The sequence below is a fragment of the Deltaproteobacteria bacterium genome (genome assembly GCA_016874775.1).
In the GTDB taxonomy this organism is placed as follows: Bacteria; Desulfobacterota; Binatia; order Bin18; family Bin18; genus VGTJ01.
Genome location: VGTJ01000063.1, coordinates 1 through 22,245 on the forward strand (window position 1 = coordinate 1; position 22,245 = coordinate 22,245).

Below are 22,245 nucleotides of genomic sequence, written 5' to 3' on the forward strand. Positions count from 1 at the left end.
AATGAGAACGGCGGTTTGAGTGGCACGAGCTGGACCGAACTGATGGTCTCGCGTCGTTATTTCCGTTCTGGGGAATCTGAGTATCTCATCAATAAAATTCCTTGCCGGTTACGTGACATTGTCGAATTTTTTCTTGGTACTGGCGCGGGAACAAAAGCCTATTCCATTATTGAACAAGGCCGTGTCGATCATTTGATCAACGCCAAGCCAGAGGAAATCCGCGCACTAATTGAAGAGGCGGCTGGTGTCAGTTTGTTTCGCAGTCGACGATTGGTGGCGGAACGGAAGATGGAGCGTACCCAGGAGAATCTGGCCCGTGTCCTTGACCTGTTACATGAGATGGATCGCCAACTTGGATCGCTGCGTCGCCAAGCAAAGAAAGCCGAGCAGTATCGTACGTTGCAGGACGAATTCAAAGCCCTGGACCTGGCGCTGATGAGTCGCTCTTATCGTGCGCTGACGGATGAACTCTCTGCCCTTGATAAGCGGCGAGAGGATTTGCTGTCGCAAGAAGAGCAGGTGACCCAAGAAACGCAACGACTCCAGGCTGAACGTACTGAGGTCGCAGAAACTCTCGCACGCGAGGACCTGGCCTTACGGGAACTGGAAGAACGTCGGCATGTGAGCGAAAGTATCTTGCGGCAAGGAGAACAGAAAAAGCAATTCCTCGCTCAGCAAGAGCAACGCGCGATTGCACGAGTCACTGCGGCTGAGGAAGAAATCCTTAGCCTCGGCACGAAGCAACAGGAAGTGAAAGAAGAGCTCGCAGATTTAGATGCGCGAGCCGTCGAGATTCAACAGCTCCTCCAGCAGGACGATGGCACCCTGCGTTCCTATGACCAGGAAACCTCACGTTTGCAGCAAGATGTCACGCTCCGAGAAGCAAAAGCTGAGGAAATTAAAACAGAAATCGTTGACCTCTTAAAACAGGAAGCGCAAGTACAAAATGCGTTAGCCTATGCGCGCCGCCGTGCATCCGAAGTAGAGCAACGACTGCAGACTTTGGCGCGTGAGGCTGAGCGAGTCGAACAGTTACGTGCCGAGACAGAACATCAGCTCGCCACGACCCAAGCGCGAGCGATAGCACTACAGGAACGTTTGACTACCGGACAACGTCAGCGCGAAGAAAAAGCGGGCGGCTTACGCGAGACTGTTTCCGCCAGTGAACACCTCGACGGCGAACTGACCAGCGCGTGGGCCAAACAGGCGGAACTGCGTGCGCGTCTGGCAACTTTAGAAGAATTAGAACACGGGTACGATCACTACTCACAAGGGGTGCGGGCCATTATGGCAGAGACCGCCAACGCCGAAGCAAAACAAGGGATTTGTGGCGTTGTCGCGCAAATGGTGGAAGTCCCGCAGGAGTATGAAAGGGCGGTTGCGGCTGTCCTGCGTGATAAACTTGAGTACGTTTTGGTGTCAGATGTGGAAGCTGGACTCAGCGCGGTTGAGTATCTCCGTAGCAGTCAGACCGGCCGTGGGACGTTCATTCCTTTGAGCCCGCGTAATACCAACGGATACGCACCCAATGGGAACGGCAATGGGCACGAACTCAACGGGCATAATGCCGAGTTCAATGTCCGTACGGTAGGGGAAGGGACTTCGCCGATTCTGGATCTTGTCACTGTCGATGATCGTTATCGTGATGTCGCGAAATCATTGCTTGGTGACGCCGTGTTGGTGCCGGACTTACGTATCGGCCTGCAGCTCTGGCAGCAAAACGGTTCGCATCGGACGTTTGTGACCCGGGCTGGGGATGTGATTACCTCACAGGGAGTAGTGAGTGGTGGGAGTGAAGGCTCAGCGGAACAAGCGCTTTTGGAGCGCCGTCGTGAGATTCGGGACCTTGGTGAACAAAGTCGCCAACAAGAGACCTTCGTGGCAAACCTGGTACAACAACGCCAGGAAATGAAACGTAAACAGCAGGAGATCGAAGGCGAAATTGCTCTACTGGAGGCTGAGGCCCGGACATTGGGAAAAGAAAATGAAGTCTTACACCGAGAAGAGGGACGGCTTGAGGGAGAACTCCGGCGATTACTCGACAAGCAGGAGAACGTGAACTACGAGCGTCAAACGCTTGATGGAGAGATGCAAACCCTGACGCAAGAGATCGCCACCCGTCAACACCAAGAGGCAGACAGTAAAACCCGGAGACAGGAACGCGAGGCCGCGCTTGCGACCGCACAAGAAGAGGTGGCACAAGCGAAAGTCGCGCTAGAGCAGCATCGTACTTTGGGTGATGAACTGCGCGTGCGTGTTGCTGAACGGCGGGAACGATTGGAGGGGATGAGAACGCAACGGAAGCGCGCGCAGGATCGGGAACGTGAGCTGACCGAGCGCCACCGCGTGTGTCAGGCTGACATTCAGACGGCAAAGAGCGAAATCGAACGAGTGCAAACGAGCACTGCGGAATTGGCAGAGCAGATGACGCAACATGAAAATGACCTTGCCGATGTGGCACATGCTGTTAGTGTCAAGCAAGATGTCCTCCTGAAACTGCGTGAGCAGAGTCGGGTCGTCGAAAGCGGACTGGAACAGCACCGCATTACTCGTTCTCTTCTCCAAGATGAGAAGACGCAGGTCGAAGTAGGAACGGCTGAGAAACGTGTTGCACGTGAGCACCTTGAGGCGACGGTCCGCGAACGCTATGAACTTGTTCTCGCCGACACATTAGACCAATACCAAGAACTCCCATGCCCGCTAGAAGAGGCAGAAACACGACGACAGGAGATTCGTGACAAGATTACGCGTCTGGGAGAAGTGAACCCAGGCGCAGCAACGGAGTTAGTGCAAGAGGAGGAGCGCTACACCTTCCTCAAGACACAAGAAGGTGATCTGCAAGTGTCTCTCCGTGACTTGCAGAATACTATTGCGAAGCTCAATCGTGAGTCGCGAGAACGCTTTCGCGACACATACGAACAAGTCAACACAAAGTTTAGTGAAGTATATGCGCGTCTAGTTGAGGGAGGAAAAGCGAAAATCGAACTGACCGATACCGAAAACCTTGCTGAGAGTGGTGTGGAGATTGTCGTACAACCTCCAGGCAAACGCCTCCGTTCTCTCCAATTGCTCTCTGGTGGTGAGAAAGCGCTTGCCGCGCTGAGTTTTACTTTTGCCTTGTTTTTGATCCGCCCGAGTCCGTTCTGTGTGCTTGATGAGGTCGATGCTCCTCTCGACGACGCGAATGTGGGACGGTTTAATCAGCTGATCCGAGAGATGAGTGAAACCACACAGATTATCTTAGTGACACACAATAAGCGCACTATGGAGGCGGCGAGTACACTCTACGGTGTGACGATGCAAGAAGCCGGTGTTTCCACTATTGTCTCAGTGAGTATGTCGTAATGGCCAACTGGTTCCGACGTAAAAAAGACACCCCCTCTCCCGAAGAGTCTGTCGTTCAAGAACTCGACGCCGAAGAAATGTCTCCGGTGACAGTTTTGATGACTGACCCAGAGCAGAAGGGTGACGAACCAACGGTGAGAGAGGAGCCGACACCTGAGAAGACTCAGAGCGTGTGGCGCCGCGGGTTGGCTCGTTTACGGAAAGTCTTTACCACCCCACTCGGGCAGTTATTTCGCGGACGACCATTGAGTGAGGAAGTTTTTGAAGAGCTTGAGGAGGCACTCTTGGCAGCTGATGTCGGGGTGCAGACAACCTCAGCATTGATCGAACGCTTACGTGAGCGCTGTCGTAAAGAAAAACCCCAAGATGCGAGTGAGCTGCGTACATATCTCAAAGACGAAATGCTCGCCATCCTCACAAAGCAACCTAACCGTCCGTTAGTTGGTTCTGAGCATCCGTGGGTCATTTTGATGATTGGTGTGAACGGAGTCGGAAAAACCACGTCGATTGCCAAACTGACGAGCCGATTTGGTCGCGAGGGCAAGAATGTGTTGCTGGTTGCTGCTGATACGTTTCGTGCCGCTGCCATTGAGCAACTCGAAGTATGGGCTGGGAGGCTTGGGGTAGAACTCATTAAGCATCAAAGTGGCGCTTCACCTGCTGCCGTTGCGTTTGATGGTATACGGGCGGCTATCGCACGAAAATCCGATATTGTTATTATTGATACGGCAGGACGGCTACATACGAAAGCTCCGCTAATGGAAGAGTTGAAAAAAGTTCACCGCGTGATTGCTCGTGAACTTCCTGGCGCTCCACATGAAGTGTTACTTGTACTTGACGCGTCTACTGGCCAAAATGCCTTAAGCCAAGCTGGGACCTTTCAGCAAATTGCTCCACTCACCGGGGTGATTCTTTCCAAGATGGACGGGTCTGCGAAAGGTGGCATGGCATTGTCTGTTGTTGAGCGCCTCAGTGTACCGATTCGTTACGTGGGTCTTGGAGAGAAAGAGGAAGATTTACAAGACTTTTCGCCAGAAAACTTTATTGACGCTCTCTTTTCCGTTGCCGATGGCGAAGCCTGACTTGACAGCGAAAAGCTTGCTTACTACATTGAACCTCACCTGTTTCTTCACGTTATCAAGGTATGTCAGTAGAAAGCCTAAAACTTGTCGACGAAAAGTTGAGCGGGTTCCTCGGGCGACACGAAGCAATTCGCAACGAGAACGCTGCGCTGGTCGCGCGCCTCAATGAAAAAGAAAAAGAGTACGCAGTGTTGGTTGAACAAGTGCGACAATATGAACGTGAACGAACGGAAATGCGTGCGATTTTAGAGAAAATTCTCAGCAGATTTGAAGGACTTGACCTTCAATAATCACTATCGAGGATGTAGGGGATGAAAACGCTAGTTGAGGTTAAGATCTTAGGAGAGACCTTCACCGTGACTAGTGAGGATGATGAGAATCATGTTCTGGAGCTGGCAAACTTTGTGAACCAGCGTATGAATCGTTACGACAAGAAGAAAGCCGACACCAATCCCCCGACACCTTTACGCGTTGCCATCATGGCTGCGCTGAGTATCGCTGACGAATATCTGAAGGGGCAGAAGCATAGCCTCGAAGAGAAAGAAAAAATAGAACGTATTTCCGCCAGACTGCTGTCTCGTCTTGAACAAAGTGAGCAACTCGAGCGAGGCAAGGCAGCAAATGCCTCAGACACGACACCTGCCCGGTTTTCTTCCCTCCGCGCTTCCCAAGAATGAATCCCCTGCGTGCTTGTTTACCGCTTTCCTTAAAAACAGCCCTGCTGCCAAAATATTCTGCCTTCCAGCGCTCGGAAATAGTGCTGAAACCACCACACCATCTATCAGTGTTACCTCCTCTTTGCTAAGAAATTGTTATTAGTGCAAAAATCTACCAAGGAGGACAGCAGACTCGTTTTCTCAATGTAGAGTCAGTGTCAATGCTCTCCTACCTGTATTCCAGAAGGAGGTCGGTGGACATGGAGTCCTTGCTTTACATCATCGTGGGAGCGGTGGTTGGCGCTGGTGGTGTCTGGGCGTTGATGTTTTTACAGCGACAGGCGCAACAGCAAACCCTGGCTTCAGCAGAAGAAACCGCAAAACTTATTATCGAGGAGGCAAAAAAAGAGGGCACCGTTCTGAAGAAAGAAGCTGAAGTTCAAGCCAAGGACGTAGTCTTACAGGCGAAAACGGAGGCAGAACGAGAGTCGCGCGATCGGAAACGTGAGGTGCAACAACTTGAGAAACGGTTGCAAACCCGGGAAGAAACCCTAGAGAAAAAAGCCGAAGGAATTGAGGGACGAGAAGGAGAATTAAGTCGTCGTGAGCAAGGACTCAAGAAAAAAGAAGAGGACTTGGGGCAACAAGAAGAACGCTATGGTCATTTGATCGAAGAGACACGCACGCAGCTAGAAAAAATTTCTGGCATGACGCGTGATGAAGCAGCTCGAAGACTGACAGAACAAATGCTGGAAACTGCACGGCAAGATGCCGCGCGTCAGATCATGACCATAGAAGAAGAGGCACGCGAGGAGGCTGAAAGACGCGCCAAGAAAATCGTTAGCGTCGCTGTCGAACGGCTTGCTGGGGAATTCATTTCTGAACGTACCTCATATTCCCTACATTTGCCGAGCGATGACATGAAGGGCCGTATCATCGGACGTGAAGGACGAAATATCCGTGCGATTGAAGCGGCGACTGGAGTAGACCTAATTGTAGACGATACCCCGGAAACGGTGTTGATATCGAGCCATAGTCCCATTCGTCGTGAAATCGCCCGTGTCGCGCTCGAACGATTGATCTCTGATGGTCGGATTCATCCTGGTCGTATTGAAGAGGTGGTCAAGAAAGCTGAGCAAGAAGTCGAGGAGTCCGTCCGCGAGGCTGGGCAGCGTGCCGTACTTGAGCTTGGGGTGCACGGCCTTCATCCCGAAGTGGTCAAGCTGGTTGGCATGCTCAAATATCGCTACAGTTATGGCCAGAACGTCCTGATGCACTCAATTGAAACCGCGTACATCTGTGGCATCATGGCAGCGGAATTGGGGCTTAACGAGAAACAAGCGCGTCGAGCTGGTCTCCTACACGACATAGGAAAAGCGGTGTCGCACGAGATTGAAGGATCGCATGCCATCATTGGTGGTGAAGTCGCGCGGAAGTACGGAGAGTCAGCAAAAATCGTCAATGCCATTGCTGCTCATCACGAAGAAGTTAAAGCAGAGACTGTACTGGCTCCGTTAGTCGATGCAGCTGATGCGCTCTCTGGTGCTCGTCCAGGGGCACGTCGCGAAGTGTTGGAAAGCTATGTCCGTCGGTTGGAAGCCTTAGAACAGATTAGTAATTCCTTCTCTGGGGTGGAAAAATCATTTGCTTTGCAAGCGGGGCGTGAAGTCCGCATCATGGTTAACCCAACCTCTGTTACTGACGGCGAAGCCTCGATGCTGGCGCGTGAGGTTGCGAAACGTATCGAAAGTGAAGTGACGTACCCTGGTCAAATTCGCGTGACCGTGATCCGTGAGACGCGCTCGACGGAGTTTGCTCGCTAGGCTCTCGGCCTTGGGCCTCTGGCGAGAAGGAAAGAGAAACAGGCTATGGGTTTCAGGTCCGCAGGCTGGGGAAAAACTCAATATCACCTGGAATGAACGCGTTCATGAAGTTTTTCCCTGCAGTCTGTGGCCTGTTGTCTATGGTCTTTGGGAGAAGTCATGTCATTATCAGTGGATGCCCAGCTGCGTGAGATTCAGCGTGGAGCAGTGGACATTGTTCCTTTTGAAGAGCTGAAACGAAAGCTTGAAACCGGTCGACCTCTACGCGTGAAATTGGGGCTTGACCCTTCAGCACCAGATCTTCACCTCGGTCATACCGTAGTGATGAACAAGCTGCGACAGTTTCAGGCGCTCGGCCACACGGTAATTTTCTTAGTCGGCGACTTTACTGCTATGATCGGCGATCCAACTGGACGTTCGGAGACCCGGAAACCTCTTACCCCTGAACAAGTGAAAGCCAACGCCGAGACGTACACCAAACAGGCCTTCAAAATCCTCGATCCTGCCAAAACGGAGATCCGTTTTAATTCTGAATGGATGGGACCGTTGTCATCTTCGGATATGATTCGCTTGTGTAGCCAATACACGGTCGCACGACTCCTGGAACGTGATGATTTCTCCAAACGCTTTAAGGAAAACATTCCGATCCATGTGCACGAACTTCTGTACCCACTCGTGCAAGGATACGACTCCGTTGCCTTGCGTGCGGATGTCGAACTCGGCGGCACTGACCAACGTTTTAATTTGTTGGTTGGCCGGGAGCTACAGCGGACCTATGGCCAAGAACCGCAGGTTATTCTCACCACTCCACTGCTTGAAGGAACCGATGGTGTGCAAAAGATGAGCAAGTCGTTGGGCAACTACATCGGTATCACTGATCCGCCAAATGAAATGTATGGCAAAGTGATGTCTATTTCTGACCCACTGATGCACCGGTATTACGAGTTGCTAAGTACGGTAGATTTAGCGCGCCTGCAAGAAATACGCGACGGAAAAATTCACCCGCTTGAAGCAAAGAAGCAATTAGCCATAGAACTGGTTGTGCGATTTCACGGAGAAGGTGCTGCTGTCGGCGCGGCTGAGGACTTTGCCCAACGGTTTCAGCGTCGCGAGGTGCCGACGGATATCGAGACTTTCACCTGGAACGGAGAGGAACAAACCGTGTGGATTTGCCATCTCTTGCGGACGACGGGGTTGGCGAAATCGACCAGTGAAGCGCGCCGATCCATTCAACAAGGTGGGGTGCGACTCGATAGTACCGTGGTTGCAGATCAAGACTTACAAGTTACGGCGAAAGGGGAGGTCATCCTCCAAGTCGGTCGACGCCGTATGGTGAAGATCGTTTTTCCTTCTGCTTCTTCTGTGTGAGCTGTGGCACGTCGCTCTTCTTCTCCCCCTCCGGTGCCTTCGACAACTGAGTCGCAGTTTGGTTGTGGGTTTGTCGCTCTTGTCGGACGGCCGAACGTTGGTAAGTCAACGCTCCTGAATACGTTCGTTGGGAGTAAACTGGCAATCGTCAGTCCTAAGCCGCAAACGACGCGCACGCGGCTCTTAGGCATCAGAACGCTCCCACAAGCGCAACTGGTGTTCGTTGATACCCCAGGTATTCATACTCATACCGGTTCGTTGCTTAATCGCCGAATGGTTGAGGTTGCGTTTAACGCGCTCGCTGAGACGGATGTGGCGGTGTTTCTTGTCGATGCTGAACGTGGCATCACCTCTGCCGATCAAGAGATCGCACGACGATTAGGGGAGGGAACGATCCCAGTGGTCGGTGTGGTCAACAAAATTGATCGCGTCGCCAAGTCACGCCTCCTGCCAGTGCTGGAACAACTTGCAACCCTTTTACCGGAGCGAGAGGTTGTTCCGGTAAGTGCGCTGACAGGTGAGAATCTTTCTGCACTCTTGCCGATCATCATCGGCTTGCTTCCAATAGGACCAGCCCTATACCCTGATGATGAACTCACAGATCAGAGTGAGCGAACGATCGCGCAAGAGATGATCCGTGAACAAGTATTTTTGCAAACCCAACAAGAAATCCCTTATGCTACAGCAGTGATAGTGGAGGAGTTCACGGAGAAGCCTGAGAAGAGAGTCTTGTTTCTTCGTGCAGTGATCATGGTGGAGCGACCCTCGCAACGAGCAATCATTATTGGTGAGCGCGGCTCCCGACTGAAACAGATCGGGCAAGCGGCTCGACTGCAGCTTGAGGCGTTCTTCGGTTATAAGGTTTTTCTTGAACTATTTGTGAAAGTCTCTAAAGGATGGACAAACAGTCCGCGCTTTCTCAAAGAGGAGTTTGGTTTATGAGGGGGAAGAGGTGAAGCACTGGTTACCTGTGATCTATGCATCTGCGTTCCCGTTACAATGGCTCATCATCCATTTCTCGGGTATCCATCTTGAGCCGCACTGGGAAGCGTTGTCATCTGGGCTGTCGATCTTTGGTGCTGCGTTTCTTTTGTCGTGGGGAGCAGAACTTGCGCAACTTGATATCCCGCAAGCTCTGGCAATCGCGGTACTCGCACTCATTGCGGTGCTTCCTGAGTACGCGGTCGATATGTATTTTGCCTGGCAAGCAGGAAAAGATCCCGCCTACATTGCCTATGCAACGGCGAACATGACCGGGGCGAACCGGTTATTGATCGGAGTAGCCTGGCCTATCGTCATTGTTACTTTTTGGCTAAAGAGCGGACTTCGCGAAGTTATGCTCAACAAACGACAACGATTTGAAGTGATAACGCTTGCCGTGGCAACGTTGTATTCGTTTGTTATTCCGCTGAAAGGGACAATGTCTCTCGTTGATGCCCTTTTCCTGATTACCCTCTTTGTTATCTACATGGTTGTGGCGTCTCGTGCACATTTTGTGGAGCCGGAACTCGAAGGCCCACCGGAAATGATCGCCCGCTTTGTCCCCGCAATACGACGCACATTTACTTTGGGATTCTTTCTCTACGCAGGGGTGACGATTTTTACTGCTGCTGAACCGTTTGCTGAAGGATTGCTGAAGTCCGGGCGTACCTTGGGCATAGAGGAATTTGTCCTCGTACAGTGGTTGGCTCCATTGGCGTCAGAGTCGCCGGAATTTATTGTTGCGACCTTGTTTGCCTTGCGTGGGAACCCGCAGGCTGGCATCGGTACGCTCGTATCCTCAAAGGTGAATCAATGGACCTTGTTGGTGGGAATGTTGCCCGTGTGTTACAACATCTCCGCTGGCCATGTGATCCCGATGCCGTTAGATGAACGGCAGGTGAGTGAAGTCTTGCTCACGTCCGCCCAATCTCTCTTTGCCTTAGCGCTGATTGCTAACTTTCGCTTTTCTCTGATTGAGGCGAGCTTACTGTTCGTATTGTTTGCCAGCCAGCTGTTCTTTTTTTCTCCACACTCGCGGCTGATATACTCGGTTGTGTATGTCGTGCTAGCCGTCGGTCTTGTTGTCTTCATCCGATCGACTCGGCTCTCGGTAGTGATGGCTGCCCCTCGTCCGCTGCGGTACTCCTTGCGCAAACATCTGAGGTGAGGCAAGAGAAGCGGCTCAGTAACGACCTGTGATGTACTGCGGAAGCGGCTGTCTCGAAGCCCTGCGGATGTCTGTCAGTTCCGAACTCCGATAGATTCTGCTTCAGTTGTCATAGGGATCTTCTGCTCAGTAGGAGCGTCGACCGTAATTGCCCCTGCTGATTCGCTATCTGGCTCGTTGCGCGGTATCCACACGCGAAATGTCGAGCCTTGTCCGACTTTACTTTCCACTTCGATGGTACCGTGGACCAGTTCTAACAATCGACGCACGACGTATAGGCCAAGACCCATGCCACCATACCGTCGAGTCAAGGAGCTATCACCTTGGCGGAACATGTCAAATATCTCGGGCAGAATGTCGTCTTCGATGCCAATGCCAGTGTCAGAGACGGTGATGAGCACGCCATCGTTACGAAGATAGGCATCGACAGTAATACGACCTTTCTCGGTGAACTTCGCGGCGTTACTGAGGAGATTTTTCAGTACGACTTTGAGTTGCGTGCGATCCGAATACACTGGGGGTAAAACAGTGGGAACACGTCGCAGGTACCGAACCTCCGGTTTCTCGCGTAACTCACGTACTTCACTTTCAACTTCGTCCATCAGCTCAGCGAGATGCACTGGCCGAAGGTCGACCGCAACCTGCGCAGCTTCCATACGGCAAACATCGAGCATCGCGGTAATCAACTCACGTAAACTGCGCGCACTTTTTTCTATTCGTTGTAAAGGTTCTGTTTGCTCAGGAGCCAGGCGTCCGAAGTTCTGCTGTAACAGCAGTTCGGTGTAACCCATAATGAGATTCACGGGCGTGCGCAGTTCGTGCGACATGGTTGCCAGGAGATCGGACTTGAGGCGATTCGCTGTTGCTAATTCCTTCGCACGAGTGCGTGCGGTTTGTGCAAGTTGCATGGCAACACCAAGCAGCCCAGCTAAGGAGAGTCCACCAACCAGAACAACAGTGGGGAGAACCGAGCGTGCACCAGCGAGTGGTTTGCGCCGCGGCCAGATGCGGACACGCCAGTGCAAGTCATGGAGATCAATTTTGATTTCTTGCCCCCATGACATCTCGTGCTTACGACTTGAATCAGTGTGGTTATAGACTTCGTGTTCGTCTTCAAAAATGGCTACGGCGTATTCCGGGGCAAGATTCTCATGCAAAATAGAACTGAAGAGTTCTTGAAAAACGAAAATGCCAGCAATCGTACCGTCAAACTCGCCATTGCGAAAAATCGGCACGTAGGAGAGAAACCCTTTCTTTCCGGTTGAGACTTCCACCGCAGGCGTGACAACAACTTCTCGACGTGCCAACACGGCTTCAACAACCTGCCGCTGTCGTTCACGGAAGAGCATATCGACTTCTTGCGCGACATCGCCGCCAAGCGACGGAAATACCCAACGAGTGAGTAACCACGGATCAAGCCACGCGATGGCATGATATCCGGGAAAGTGACTCATATTGAGCTCAGCTGCTGCCTCCCATTCTTTCTGTGTTGGTCGACCTTCATCCTCCCATCGCCGTGCCATGTTGGTGAGTGCGAGAATGCGCGATTGGACGCGGTCGATGATTTCATTTCTGACATTTGCTGCTTCTTTGCGAATTTGCCGCTCGACCTGCATCTGTTGTTCGGTGAGTAATCCCCACCAAACCGCGATCGTGACTACGGCAACGCTGGCAGCTACCGTGAATGGGTGTTTGACAAGTTGCAAGAGGTTACTCATCGCCACGGTTTTACCCTCCACTTCGTTTTCGAGAGAGAGTTGTCAGGACATATCCAGCAATCCTTGGTCTCCCCGTCTCCTCGTTTCTCCACCACCACCATCACCGCGGAGCCATACTGCTTTCCTCTCTCGCGCGTACTTCAGCAGGCCTAAACAGAGAGGGGTGTTCGTATTCCGTCCTCTGCTAGTGCCACGAGTAGAGCAGTTGCGTATTACCGTGAGAGTCACTCTCTGTATCGGTGAAGACCCTTACTGCAATACCATGCCACCCCATACTTTACTGCCTAGAGAATCTACCCTCTTTCTTTGGGATTAGCAAATTGTTGGAGGAAAAATTTCCAGTGTTGGTGAATCTGCCGTCTACCATTGAGCCAATTCCAAATTTCTCTTATGCTAAGCCAGTAGGTGGCGACAAAGGAGAGTGCATGAAAAGGAAGTGGTGGAAAATTGGCAGCTGGTTGTGTGCTGCATTACTTGGATGTTCTCTGATCACCGCGCAAGCGGTAAGAGCCGAGGACACAAAGTTATCCACATGGGCGACCATTAGTGGACGCAATGTGACAGAAGCAGATTTGTCGACCCTCAACAACGGACAGACTGCACGCAATATGCATAACCAGGTATACCAGGCGCGCAAGCAGGCGCTGGATGCCTTCATTTCTGAACAAGTCCTGGTGGATGAAGCAAAGAAGCGCGGCATAACGCGTGAGCAACTTATTCAACAAGAAGTGGATGCAAAAATCCCAGAGCCGGCAGCAAACGAAGTCGAACAGCTCTACAATGCCAACAAAGCTCGTTTGGGAGGAAAGTCGCTTGAGGAATCAAAGCCGACGATTATTTCCCATCTCAAAGGTCAGAGTCGGCAAGCGCACATGCAAGAGCTTGTTCGTCGTTTACGGCGGGCGGCAGGTGTAAAGTTTCTCTTGAAGCCTCCACTTCTCAATCTTACGCTTGATGGAAGGCCGACGCGTGGCGCGACGAATGCGCCGATAACGATTGTCGAGTTCTCCGACTTCCAATGACCGTACTGCGCTCGAGTTCAGGGTGAACTCGCCAAAGTTCGTGAAACCTACAAAGACAAAGTCACGATCGTCTACAAAGATTACCCGTTGGAATTCCATAAAGATGCGCGTAAAGCTGCCGAGGCGTCCCATTGCGCTGGAGAACAGGGGAAGTATTGGGAGTACCATGATGTGCTGTTCGCGAATACCAGTGCGCTCGGCATTGATAAGCTAAAAAAGTATGCCACTGATTTGCAATTAGATGAGGGAAAATTTACGGCCTGTTTAGATAGCGGAAAGCATGCCGCGGCAGTTAGCAAGGATATTGCCGAAGGCTCGCAATCTGGAGTAACTGGAACCCCGGCCTTTTTCATCAATGGTCGCTTTCTATCGGGAGCCCAACCGTTTGCCTCGTTCCAAGATGCTATCGAGGAAGCGTTGGACGCGCAGTAAGACGAGTGAATTACGCCATCGAATCCTCAGGCCATCGGACCATTGAGGAAACTGTGTCTCAGTCCCTCAATGGTTCAGTTCTTCCAATGGCTCGATGACTCAATCCTGAAATGATGCAATTGTTTCTTCCCCCCCTCTTGGCGTGTGAGAAAAGGCTATGCTAATGGTTGCGCATGGCTGACAACGCGAGCAAAACTGAACGTCGAGTGACACCAGGAGTCCTCCCCTCTCGGGGGCCTGCATCCTCTCCGAAAACCTGGCCTCTGTTAACCATTCGTATCCTTGCTTTTGTTGGTCTGTGCATTGCCGGGTATTTGTCATACCTCCACGCCCAGGCCGGTGAGAGCGGGACGTTTCACTCGCCGTTGTGCACGATCAGTTCGACTATCAACTGCAATGCTGTCTTAGGGAGTGTGTACTCGCGACTTTTTGGGATACCGATTGCTATCTGGGCTGCGCTTACGTACCTCACTATCGTGATTCTTTCTTTCGTTGGCACGACGAGCACCCTCGTTGTCCTGTGTAGCTGGGCATTTGTCTTTTCTCTCTATATGGCTGGGATCTCGCTGTTTACGCTCCAGGCTGGGTGCCTGTTTTGTATGAGTTTGTATGCAGTGAATATCGGTCTGTTTGTGGGGGCACTCGCGTTAAGTAGGCAGACTCGCGAGTTTGGGTTGCAACAATTAGCGTATGGGCTTGCTGCTTGTGTCGTTGTCGCGTCTGCATTTGGCTGGGCGCAGGCAAAGCTTGCTGAGTATAAGAACCCCGATGCTGAGAGCGGAGGAGTTGCCACTGCACAATTTTTGGAAAAGTACGAGAAACTACGGCAAGCGACAGTCAATCTTGCGGAGCGGAATACCAAAGGGCCGGCACAGGCAGCAGTGACAGTCAGTGAATTTGTTGATTTTCGGTGACCGGCGTGTGCGCGCGCCCGTGAGGTGCTTCATAAACTCAGCGAAAAATACCCCAACGATGTCCGTATCATTTTCCATTCGTACCCACTCGATAACGAGTGTAATCCGACCTTGCAGCGACAAGTGCATGCCGCATCGTGTTTAGCCTCGTATGCGGCCGAGTGCGCGAGTGAACAAGGGAAATTCTGGGAATTTGCCGACCGGTTATTTGCTGATCAACAGCGTGAATTTTCTCGTCCAGATCTTGACGTGCATGCAAGTGCTGTTGGCGTCGATGTCAATGCCTTCAATGCGTGTATGAACAGCGGGCAAACCAAAGGAATTGTTCGCAAGGACATCGAGGAAGCGACACGGATTGGTGTCCAGGCAACCCCAACACTGATTGTCAACGGACGTGTGGTTGAAGGTCTTCCGACTGCTGAACAATTTGATGCGATCATTGCGACCGAGAAGCGACGGGCGGGGAAGTAAGCCGCCACTTCTCTCTCGGCTTTATCCCGCAATCACATGCTCTTTCGTAATAATTAGTGGTAGCGTTCCTGGGGCGATAAAGTTGGGTTCGTCGGCTCGAGTACGTTCGTATTCAGGTGTTGTCGCTGAAACGCGCATAGCTTGCGTATCGTCGAACCACGTAATGGCGACACCATCGTAGGCCGGCGCTTTTCCGCTCTTGTATGCGGAAAGGCGTGTGTGACTTTGTACGTAACGTCGCACAACGGGAATCGACGCGCCGAGCGGTCCATGAATCTCTTTCCAATGTTTTTGAAAGGCTTCGATCGACATACCTGGCTTATGAGTGACGAATTCGATGTTCTTCACGCCATTCGACGGGGTCGGACCATCCTTTATGACATGCTCTTCAGTAAAGATTTGTCCCGTTGCCGCGCGGTCGATGAAGTTATACTCGTCCGCTTGTGTTGCTTGAAACTCTTTTGTGTTCACCAGCGCACGTAGAGCATCGGTGTTGTCGTACCACAGTTCCGCCGTACCATCGTACACCGGGTTGCCTTTTTTATACCCGGAAAGCAGCGTATGTGATTGCACGTAACGGCGAAGACCGGGCATCTGCTTGACGACGTTGGCATGGGTCGTAAGCCAATATTTTTGGAAATCTTCGACTGCCATGCCTGGCTTGCGTTTGAGAAACGCGACGACTTTGATCATATGTTTTTCCTCCTGAAAGTGTCGACCAGACTACACCCAGGGTTGTAGTCTGGAATGAACAAGCGGGTCAAGGGAACATCGTTGAGCGCAGAATGGTGAAAGCGTATAAGAGCCAGAAAAGGTCGGAGTAGTGAGGAACTTGAATCAAGGAGGAACGATGCTCTCAGTGGGCTATATGCCAGATACGCACGGTGGTCCGTATGAGCAACCCGAGCCAGATGCTGAACGGTCGGCGAATTTTGCGGCGCAGCTTCTCCAAGAATCTGAGCTGGCTGAGAACGCTGGATTTGACGGCCTCTTCGTGCCTGAACGGCATGCGCGGCCCGAGTGTATGTTTCCTGCACCGACAACATTACTCGCAGCGATCGCTGCACGAACACACCGAGTGAAAATCGGCACCTATGTCCTGATGCCGCCCCTCTATAATCCCGTCCAACTGGCTGAAGAGCTAGCAATGATCGATCTGGTGTCGCGTGGTCGTCTCATTCCTGGCCTCGGTGTAGGCTATCATCCGCGTTATTTCGATCACGTTGGTGTGCCGATTAAACAACGCGAAGGACGGTTTGAAGAGTGTCTGGCTGTGATGCGGCAGGCGTGGACCACGACTGGTCCGTCAGCGTTTCATGGTCGCTATTACCATTACGACGCCATACATGTGACCCCAAAGCCATACCAAAAACCGCATCCGCCGATTTGGATTGGTGCGTTTGGTCCAAAGTCGATCGCTCGCGCTGGACGACTCGGCGACGTGTGGGGCGCTGCGCCATTTCTTGACACTGTCGACGCCGTCAAGGCCCAAATCGACATCTACCGTGAGGCGGCAGTGAAAGCCGGAAAAACACCACGCATTGCGTTGTTACGCGACGGCTGGCTGGCTTCAAGCATGGAAGAAGCTGAGCAGACCTTCGGGCGATTGTGGGTGGAAGAGTGCAAATTTTACTTCCGCTGGGGGATGTTGGCTCCAACACCGGAGTTTCGCTCGGAATCTGACTTTACCCTGAAAAGCGTGCGACGACACATGGTGTTAGGTACGGCTGACGACTGGATTGAACAACTGCAGTATTGGCAGAATCTCTTCGGTGCGGAATGGTTGATTCTCCGCTGTCGTTTGCCACTGGGCCCGAGCGCGGAACAAACGCGCGAATGTATCAAACGGTTAGGTGAGGAAGTGTTGCCGCGATTAAGGAAGTAGTCAGCAAGAGGAGGTACAGGGCAGAAAATCAGGGCAGGGAAATCCCTGCCCCAGGGAGAGATCGTCTTTACGGAGAGATCAGCCGCACTGTTGCAGACAGTCGCGGATCGGATCAAGTTCAGGCAGTTTGCCGGCGTCTTCGCTGACCCACGCGTAGCGCACCGTGCCGCTCTTGTCGATCACGAAGGCTGAACGTTTGGAAACGCCTTTGAATCCTATAAGGTTCTCGTAGAGCGAGCCGTATGCGGTCGAGACCTCTTTGTTGAAGTCGCTCAACAGTGGGAAGTTGTAGCCTTCTTTTGCCGCCCACGCATCAAGAGAAAACGGGCTATCGACGCTGATTCCCACGACCTGGGTATTGTCATTCTGCAAGGTATTGATGTTGTCTCGCACGGAGCAAAATTCTTTCGTTCAGCCACCGGTGAACGCCAGCGGAACGAATAAGAGGACAACGTTTTTCTTGCCTTGCAGCTCTTCTAATTTGAAGTCCTGCATCTTATTTGTCTTCAGGCTAAAGCCTGGAGCCTTCTGACCAACTTGCACACTCATAAGACCTCCTCGTAATGTAAAGCGTTGCTCCAACGTTTCTCTACTCCTTCATCTCTCTTCTCGGCAAAAAATGCAAGCCACGTCATACACTCGTGGCCCTTGCAGATCCACCACTCGTAGTGGCACGACTGCTGGAGAAGTGGTAAGGAAACCTTCCATCAGTCTGCCTCACGATAAGGAGAGCGCAATGGCCGGTAAACATTTTGATGAACTCAATGTCGGCGATGTCTTCAAGCATCAGCCAGGACGAACGGTCACAGAAACAGACAATCTACTATTCAGTACCTTGACGTTGAATATGCAGCCGCTTCACCTTGATGCCGAATTTTCAAAGAATGCTGAATTTGGCCAACGTCTCGTCAACAGTATCTTCACACTCGGTTTAGCCGTTGGTGTCTCTGTCGCAGATACCACACTGGGCACAACAGTCGGCAATCTTGGCTTCGAGAAAGTAGAGTTTCCCAAGCCAGTCTTCATTGGCGACACGATCTACGCCGAGACCGAAGTTGTCGAGAAACGAGAGTCCAAGTCTCGTCCACAGTGGGGCATCGTGGTGTTTGAGCACCGTGCGACCAATCAGCGCGGCGAAGTGGTGATGAAGTGCCGTCGTGCGGGGATGATGCGGAAGAAAGGGAATTAAATCCTAAAATGTAATACGTAACCACTCCACCCTTTCCTCTTACGTTTTACGGATTACGTATTACGTTTTTTCTGGAGGTCTTATGTCTCGTCTACGCCGTGCCGTGCATTTCGTTCCCGGCGCGAATGACAAAATGTTACAAAAAGCGTTGGCCTTGCCAGCGGATTCGCTGGTATTGGATTTAGAAGATTCTGTGACGCCAGAGAATAAGGATTCTGCCCGTGCCACGGTGACTAAATGGCTGAAGACCGTTAACTTCGGTCGCCAGGAACGTATGGTCCGTATGAATCCGCTCGATACGCCCTGGGGCGTGCCAGATCTGGAAGCGACGATGGAAGGGCGACCAGATTCGTACCTTGTTCCAAAGGTGCGTACGAAGGATGATTTGTTGAAGATCGATACGATTCTCAGCCGCCGTGAACGAGACCTTGGCTTTACACCTGGCGGTGTCAAACTGGTTGTGCTAGCGACAGAAACCCCACAAGGATTACTGAATATCCGTGATTTCGGGGCCTGCCCGCGTGTCGATGCCTTGTCGTGGGGAGCAGAAGATCTCTCGGCGTCGATTGGTGCGCGTCGTAATCGCGATGAGCAGGGACAGTTTCTCGAAGTCTTTCGCTACGCTCGGATCATGACGTTGCTTGCTGCCACGGCAGCGAAGGTGCAGCCACTTGATACCGTCTATGTGGACATCAACGATATCGAGGGGCTCCGTCGTGATTGTCTCGAAGGTGCATGGATGGGATTCACGGGAAAGATCACGATCTATCCCACGCAGATCACGGTTGTGAATGAAATCTTTACGCCGTCTGCCGAGGAAATCGCGGAAAGTAAAGAACTGCTGGCTGCGTTTGAAGAGAACCAGAAAGCTGGCAAGATGGCGTTTAGTTTCAAGGGGCAGATGGTTGATGTGCCGCATCTCACCCGTGCGCGTACCATTTTAGAACGAGCAAATGCAGCGGGATTAACGTAAGCAACAATGCGGACTTGGGATTGAGCGTGGAACGCAAGAAACAAGAGTCTGCTGATAACAGTCAGGGAGAAAACGCAGGGACGGAGTCGCGTAGCCCTTCTTTTTTCTCTCGACTTTTTGGCGCGAGGAGCAGTTCACAGCCTTCTGGTGTACAACCTGCACGTGTACAGCCTGTAGAGGCTACGACTGCTCCTCAGGAGATTGAGCGCATGGCAGTAGGGATAACAAGTTGTGGATATCATGTTCCGTTCTGTCGCCTGGAGCGGGAAAAGATCGGTCAGGCGTGGGCACGGCGGACAGGGAAGGGCGAACGCGCAGCTATCTATTTTGATGAGGATGCACTGACCCTTGGGTTGGAAGCGGCGCAACGTTGTATCGAGGACAAAGGAAAATCTGGCATCGACGGTTTCTATTTTGCTTCCGCATCTGCTCCGTTCAGACAGCGTTCTTCGGCGAGCTTTATGGCTGCAGCGTGTGACCTCCCGTCGGAATGCGAAACCAGCGATTTTAGCGGCACGATTCGTTCTGCAACCTCGGCCCTCCGTGCTGGGGTTGATGCTCTGAGCAGCGGGCGTCTGTCTCGTGTCCTGATCGCGGCTGGTGAAGTGCGCGATGGCCAACCTGAAGAGAGTGAAGAAGAGTGGTTCGGTGATGCTGGTAGCGCAGTTATGATAGGCCGCGAAGGTGTGATCGCCGAAATTCTTGGCTGTGCTTCTCGCTCAGACGATCTGCTCGATGAATGGCGCCGTGATACTGACGGGTTTATCCAGACTCAATCGTCACGCTTTGCGACCGAACGAGGTTATCAAGCGAACCTGGTTGCTGTCGGTCAAACGCTGCTGAAGAAACACAATGTGCAGCCACAAGAGATTGCCAAAGTCATCATTCCTTCTCCTGATGGCCGAGCGCACGTTAATGCTGCCAAGAAACTCGGCTTTCAAGACGCGCAGATCCAGAGTCCGTTGTTTCAAGAAATTGGGGCGTGTGGCAGTGCTGCGCCATTGTTGCTTCTTGCGGCTGCGCTAGAAACAGCCAAGCCCGGCGAGTGCCTCTTATTACTCAGCTACGGCGAAGGTGCAGATGGGGTCCTCTTGCGAGTAACCGACGAGATCAGCAAGCGAAAGCTCTCGGGGTCGCTGTCGGATCATCTGAGTGAGAAGCGATTATATCCTTCGTACTCGATCTATAAAAAGATGCGCTCTTATTTCGCCGAGAATGAAGACGGGCCGGAACTATCGAATGTGTTTCTGGCCAAAGAAGAGAAGCAAAATGTGCGGCTATATGGAACGCACTGTCTGCATTGCGGCACACGCCAGTATCCGATCGCTCGCGTGTGTATCTCGTGTAAGAATCACGACTCGCTGCAGGAAGTGCCGCTTGAACGAACCGGTTCTGTGTTTACTTTTACGCGAGATCATTTGTATGTGGCAGCTGACTCGCCGACGATCATGGGAGTCGTTGATGTCGATCAGGGCGGGCGACTCTATTTGCAGATGACTGATGTTGATCCTGAAGACGTGCGTGTTGGTGACCAAGTCGTTCTGACGCTACGACGGCGGAAAGAAGGACCGACTATGCATCATTATTATTGGAAGTGTCGGCCTGTTCGATAAAGCAATCGGGCAAAAGGGCAGACGATGCTTGATCGCGTCGTGTGGACGCGCGTATAAACAACTCATCTGGAGTGCAAACAGGAGGCAGTCATGCCGTATTCGATAAAAGATCAGGTCGCGGTCATTGGAGTTGGATGTATCAAGTTTGGCGACAATTTCGATCAGGGCTACGAAGAAATGGCTGTTGAAGCGGCATTTGCGGCATTCAATGATGCCAAAATTACGCCAGATCAAATCGATGCGGCATGGCTCGGGACGTACTCTCCCGCGCAGGGTCATGGCAAAGCTGCCGTCTCTCTGGGTGATGCCCTTCGCCTCTATAATAAGCCTATCTCACGTGTGGAGAATTTCTGTGCGACTGGGACTGATGCTTTTCGTCACGCCGTGTTAGCTGTCGCTTCAGGGATTTATGACACTGCCTTAGTATTGGGAGTCGAGAAGTACAAAGACCGTCCAGGGCGTGGCTTGGCGCGTGAAGGCGTGCACCCGTATCACCACGACGGTTCAACGGCTCCGGGTCTTTTTGCTTTGGCAGCGACACGCTACATGCATACCTACGGCTTAACTCGCGAGACGCTTGCAAAAGTCTCGGTCAAGAATCATTACAACGGTTCTTTGAATCCTAAGGCCCATTTGCAAAGAAAGGTCACGCCTGAAGAAGTTCTCACTGCGCCGATTGTGGCGTATCCTTTTGGGTTGTTTGATTGCTGCCCGACGACCGACGGTGCTGCGGCTGCGATCGTGTGTCGCGCTGATCTCGCCAAGAAATTTCGCAACGATTATATCCTCGTCAAAGGTGTTGGATTGTCAGTGACGAGCGGGCGTCCGTTTATGGACCCTAACTTCGATTACCTCGGTTTCAAGGCGACTCAGTATGCGGCAGCTCAGGCATACGAAATGGCGGGCATTAAAGATCCGCTGAAGGAAATTAACGTTGCCGAAGTCCACGACTGCTTCACCTGGACTGAGATCACCAACTATGAGGATCTTGGTTTTGCCAAGAAAGGTGAGGGGGCGAAGTTAATCGAAGAAGGGCGTACTGCGCTGACAGGCGATATCCCCGTGAATCCCAGTGGTGGGCTCAAATCCTTTGGCCACCCGATCGGTGCCAGCGGTGTACGCATGGTGTACGAGATTGTGACCCAGTTGCGTGGACAAGGCGGCGAACGCCAGGTGAAAGATCCCAAGATGGGACTCGTGCATAACGTTGGTGGACCTGGTGCTGTGTCGTGTGTGGCGGTGCTGGGGCAACCCTAACTGGGGGTTGGGGATTAGGAGTTCAGGATTGGTAAAAGAAGGATCTTTGTAGGGCGGCTGTGTCCGCCATTCTCGACGGAGGGAAACCCAATGCAAGAATTCAGCAATGATAAAATCACCGTCCGTTATGATGAAAAGGTATGTATTCATGCGGGGAAATGCGTGCAAGGGTTACCGCAGGTCTTCAATGTGAATAACAACCCGTGGATCAACGTAAACGGCGCCGACGTTGACGCGATCAAACGTACCATCAAACAATGTCCGTCAGGGGCATTATCACTGACTGAGAAAAAATAAGGCGAAATGGGTAAAGAGTAGGGCGGGCTGTGCCCGCCAGAGGATTACGTC

Annotated in this window: 21 protein-coding genes; 18 read left to right on the forward strand and 3 right to left on the reverse strand. The window is 52.1% G+C overall.

Going from position 1 to position 22,245, the window contains the following annotated elements; genetic code table 11:
- The 8 genes from smc to FJ147_12415 all read left to right on the forward strand — a co-directional run.
- Nucleotides 1-3,345, forward strand: a 3,345-nt coding sequence (gene smc, locus FJ147_12380) for a chromosome segregation protein SMC (protein MBM4256679.1), incomplete at its 5' end; no start/stop codon positions are given.
- A 98-nt stretch (nt 3,346-3,443) separates the two neighbouring features.
- Nucleotides 3,444-4,427: a signal recognition particle-docking protein FtsY gene (ftsY, locus tag FJ147_12385; GenBank protein ID MBM4256680.1), complete on the forward strand. Its 984-nt coding sequence runs from the start codon at nt 3,444-3,446 to the stop codon at nt 4,425-4,427.
- Nucleotides 4,428-4,489: 62 nt separating this feature from the next.
- Nucleotides 4,490-4,717, forward strand: a complete 228-nt coding sequence (locus tag FJ147_12390; protein MBM4256681.1) for a hypothetical protein — start codon at nt 4,490-4,492, stop codon at nt 4,715-4,717.
- A gap of 21 nt (nt 4,718-4,738) precedes the next feature.
- Nucleotides 4,739-5,104: a cell division protein ZapA gene (locus FJ147_12395; GenBank protein MBM4256682.1), complete on the forward strand. Its 366-nt coding sequence runs from the start codon at nt 4,739-4,741 to the stop codon at nt 5,102-5,104.
- 239 nt (nt 5,105-5,343) lie between these two features.
- A complete protein-coding gene (gene rny, locus FJ147_12400; GenBank protein MBM4256683.1) occupies nt 5,344-6,906 on the forward strand; it encodes a ribonuclease Y in 1,563 nt (520 codons plus the stop codon).
- A 159-nt stretch (nt 6,907-7,065) separates the two neighbouring features.
- A complete protein-coding gene (locus FJ147_12405; protein MBM4256684.1) occupies nt 7,066-8,274 on the forward strand; it encodes a tyrosine--tRNA ligase in 1,209 nt (402 codons plus the stop codon).
- A 33-nt stretch (nt 8,275-8,307) separates the two neighbouring features.
- Nucleotides 8,308-9,216 (forward strand): GTPase Era, encoded by a 909-nt coding sequence (locus FJ147_12410; GenBank protein MBM4256685.1) that lies wholly within the window; start codon nt 8,308-8,310, stop codon nt 9,214-9,216.
- A gap of 10 nt (nt 9,217-9,226) precedes the next feature.
- On the forward strand, nt 9,227-10,423 hold the full coding sequence (locus tag FJ147_12415) for a sodium:calcium antiporter (GenBank protein ID MBM4256686.1): 1,197 nt from the start codon (nt 9,227-9,229) through the stop codon (nt 10,421-10,423).
- Nucleotides 10,424-10,497: 74 nt separating this feature from the next.
- Here the strand turns inward: FJ147_12415 and FJ147_12420 are convergent, their stop codons facing one another.
- Nucleotides 10,498-12,147 (reverse strand): hypothetical protein, encoded by a 1,650-nt coding sequence (locus FJ147_12420; GenBank protein ID MBM4256687.1) that lies wholly within the window; start codon nt 12,145-12,147, stop codon nt 10,498-10,500.
- Nucleotides 12,148-12,566: 419 nt separating this feature from the next.
- Between FJ147_12420 and FJ147_12425 the strand changes: the two genes are divergently transcribed.
- From FJ147_12425 to FJ147_12440, 4 genes are all read left to right on the forward strand, one after another.
- Nucleotides 12,567-13,163, forward strand: a complete 597-nt coding sequence (locus tag FJ147_12425) for a hypothetical protein (protein ID MBM4256688.1) — start codon at nt 12,567-12,569, stop codon at nt 13,161-13,163.
- Nucleotides 13,164-13,250: 87 nt separating this feature from the next.
- Complete coding sequence (locus FJ147_12430; protein ID MBM4256689.1) at nt 13,251-13,595, forward strand: DsbA family protein; 345 nt, start codon at nt 13,251-13,253, stop codon at nt 13,593-13,595.
- 173 nt (nt 13,596-13,768) lie between these two features.
- Nucleotides 13,769-14,509, forward strand: a complete 741-nt coding sequence (locus tag FJ147_12435) for a hypothetical protein (GenBank protein MBM4256690.1) — start codon at nt 13,769-13,771, stop codon at nt 14,507-14,509.
- 24 nt (nt 14,510-14,533) lie between these two features.
- Nucleotides 14,534-14,980, forward strand: a complete 447-nt coding sequence (locus FJ147_12440) for a hypothetical protein (GenBank protein MBM4256691.1) — start codon at nt 14,534-14,536, stop codon at nt 14,978-14,980.
- 21 nt (nt 14,981-15,001) lie between these two features.
- Here FJ147_12440 and FJ147_12445 read toward each other — a convergent pair whose 3' ends face one another.
- Nucleotides 15,002-15,673 carry an EthD family reductase gene (locus FJ147_12445; protein ID MBM4256692.1) on the reverse strand — a complete coding sequence of 224 codons (672 nt, stop codon included), beginning with the start codon at nt 15,671-15,673 and terminating at the stop codon, nt 15,002-15,004.
- Nucleotides 15,674-15,830: 157 nt separating this feature from the next.
- Here FJ147_12445 and FJ147_12450 point away from each other — a divergent pair, with 157 nt between their 5' ends.
- On the forward strand, nt 15,831-16,865 hold the full coding sequence (locus FJ147_12450) for an LLM class flavin-dependent oxidoreductase (protein ID MBM4256693.1): 1,035 nt from the start codon (nt 15,831-15,833) through the stop codon (nt 16,863-16,865).
- 78 nt (nt 16,866-16,943) lie between these two features.
- Here FJ147_12450 and FJ147_12455 read toward each other — a convergent pair whose 3' ends face one another.
- The gene (locus FJ147_12455; GenBank protein ID MBM4256694.1) at nt 16,944-17,414 is read right to left on the reverse strand and encodes a peroxiredoxin; all 471 of its coding nucleotides are present in this window, start codon (nt 17,412-17,414) and stop codon (nt 16,944-16,946) included.
- Nucleotides 17,415-17,601: 187 nt separating this feature from the next.
- On the opposite strand from FJ147_12455, the gene FJ147_12460 reads away from it, so the two are divergent.
- The 5 genes from FJ147_12460 (at nt 17,602) to FJ147_12480 (ending at nt 22,194) form a co-directional block, all read left to right on the forward strand.
- A complete protein-coding gene (locus FJ147_12460) occupies nt 17,602-18,054 on the forward strand; it encodes a MaoC family dehydratase (protein MBM4256695.1) in 453 nt (150 codons plus the stop codon).
- A gap of 82 nt (nt 18,055-18,136) precedes the next feature.
- Complete coding sequence (locus FJ147_12465) at nt 18,137-19,027, forward strand: CoA ester lyase (GenBank protein ID MBM4256696.1); 891 nt, start codon at nt 18,137-18,139, stop codon at nt 19,025-19,027.
- Between the two features lie 209 nt (nt 19,028-19,236).
- Entirely contained in the window at nt 19,237-20,640 is a 1,404-nt protein-coding gene (locus FJ147_12470; GenBank protein ID MBM4256697.1) for a hypothetical protein, read from the forward strand.
- Between the two features lie 90 nt (nt 20,641-20,730).
- Nucleotides 20,731-21,897, forward strand: a complete 1,167-nt coding sequence (locus tag FJ147_12475; protein MBM4256698.1) for an acetyl-CoA acetyltransferase — start codon at nt 20,731-20,733, stop codon at nt 21,895-21,897.
- Nucleotides 21,898-21,987: 90 nt separating this feature from the next.
- A complete protein-coding gene (locus FJ147_12480) occupies nt 21,988-22,194 on the forward strand; it encodes a (4Fe-4S)-binding protein (GenBank protein ID MBM4256699.1) in 207 nt (68 codons plus the stop codon).
- Nucleotides 22,195-22,245 lie beyond the last annotated feature (51 nt).

What these genes read in the sequence shown, in the direction of transcription:
- ftsY (MBM4256680.1), top strand. Translation starts at nt 3,444, where the DNA reads ATGACTGACCCAGAGCAGAAGGGTGACGAACCAACGGTGAGAGAGGAG.
- FJ147_12390 (MBM4256681.1), top strand. Translation starts at nt 4,490, where the DNA reads ATGTCAGTAGAAAGCCTAAAACTTGTCGACGAAAAGTTGAGCGGGTTC.
- FJ147_12395 (MBM4256682.1), top strand. Translation starts at nt 4,739, where the DNA reads ATGAAAACGCTAGTTGAGGTTAAGATCTTAGGAGAGACCTTCACCGTG.
- rny (MBM4256683.1), top strand. Translation starts at nt 5,344, where the DNA reads ATGGAGTCCTTGCTTTACATCATCGTGGGAGCGGTGGTTGGCGCTGGT.
- FJ147_12405 (MBM4256684.1), top strand. Translation starts at nt 7,066, where the DNA reads ATGTCATTATCAGTGGATGCCCAGCTGCGTGAGATTCAGCGTGGAGCA.
- FJ147_12425 (MBM4256688.1), top strand. Translation starts at nt 12,567, where the DNA reads ATGAAAAGGAAGTGGTGGAAAATTGGCAGCTGGTTGTGTGCTGCATTA.
- FJ147_12435 (MBM4256690.1), top strand. Translation starts at nt 13,769, where the DNA reads ATGGCTGACAACGCGAGCAAAACTGAACGTCGAGTGACACCAGGAGTC.
- FJ147_12445 (MBM4256692.1), bottom strand. Translation starts at nt 15,673, where the DNA reads ATGATCAAAGTCGTCGCGTTTCTCAAACGCAAGCCAGGCATGGCAGTC.
- FJ147_12450 (MBM4256693.1), top strand. Translation starts at nt 15,831, where the DNA reads ATGCTCTCAGTGGGCTATATGCCAGATACGCACGGTGGTCCGTATGAG.
- FJ147_12460 (MBM4256695.1), top strand. Translation starts at nt 17,602, where the DNA reads ATGGCCGGTAAACATTTTGATGAACTCAATGTCGGCGATGTCTTCAAG.
- FJ147_12465 (MBM4256696.1), top strand. Translation starts at nt 18,137, where the DNA reads ATGTCTCGTCTACGCCGTGCCGTGCATTTCGTTCCCGGCGCGAATGAC.
- FJ147_12470 (MBM4256697.1), top strand. Translation starts at nt 19,237, where the DNA reads ATGGCAGTAGGGATAACAAGTTGTGGATATCATGTTCCGTTCTGTCGC.
- FJ147_12475 (MBM4256698.1), top strand. Translation starts at nt 20,731, where the DNA reads ATGCCGTATTCGATAAAAGATCAGGTCGCGGTCATTGGAGTTGGATGT.
- FJ147_12480 (MBM4256699.1), top strand. Translation starts at nt 21,988, where the DNA reads ATGCAAGAATTCAGCAATGATAAAATCACCGTCCGTTATGATGAAAAG.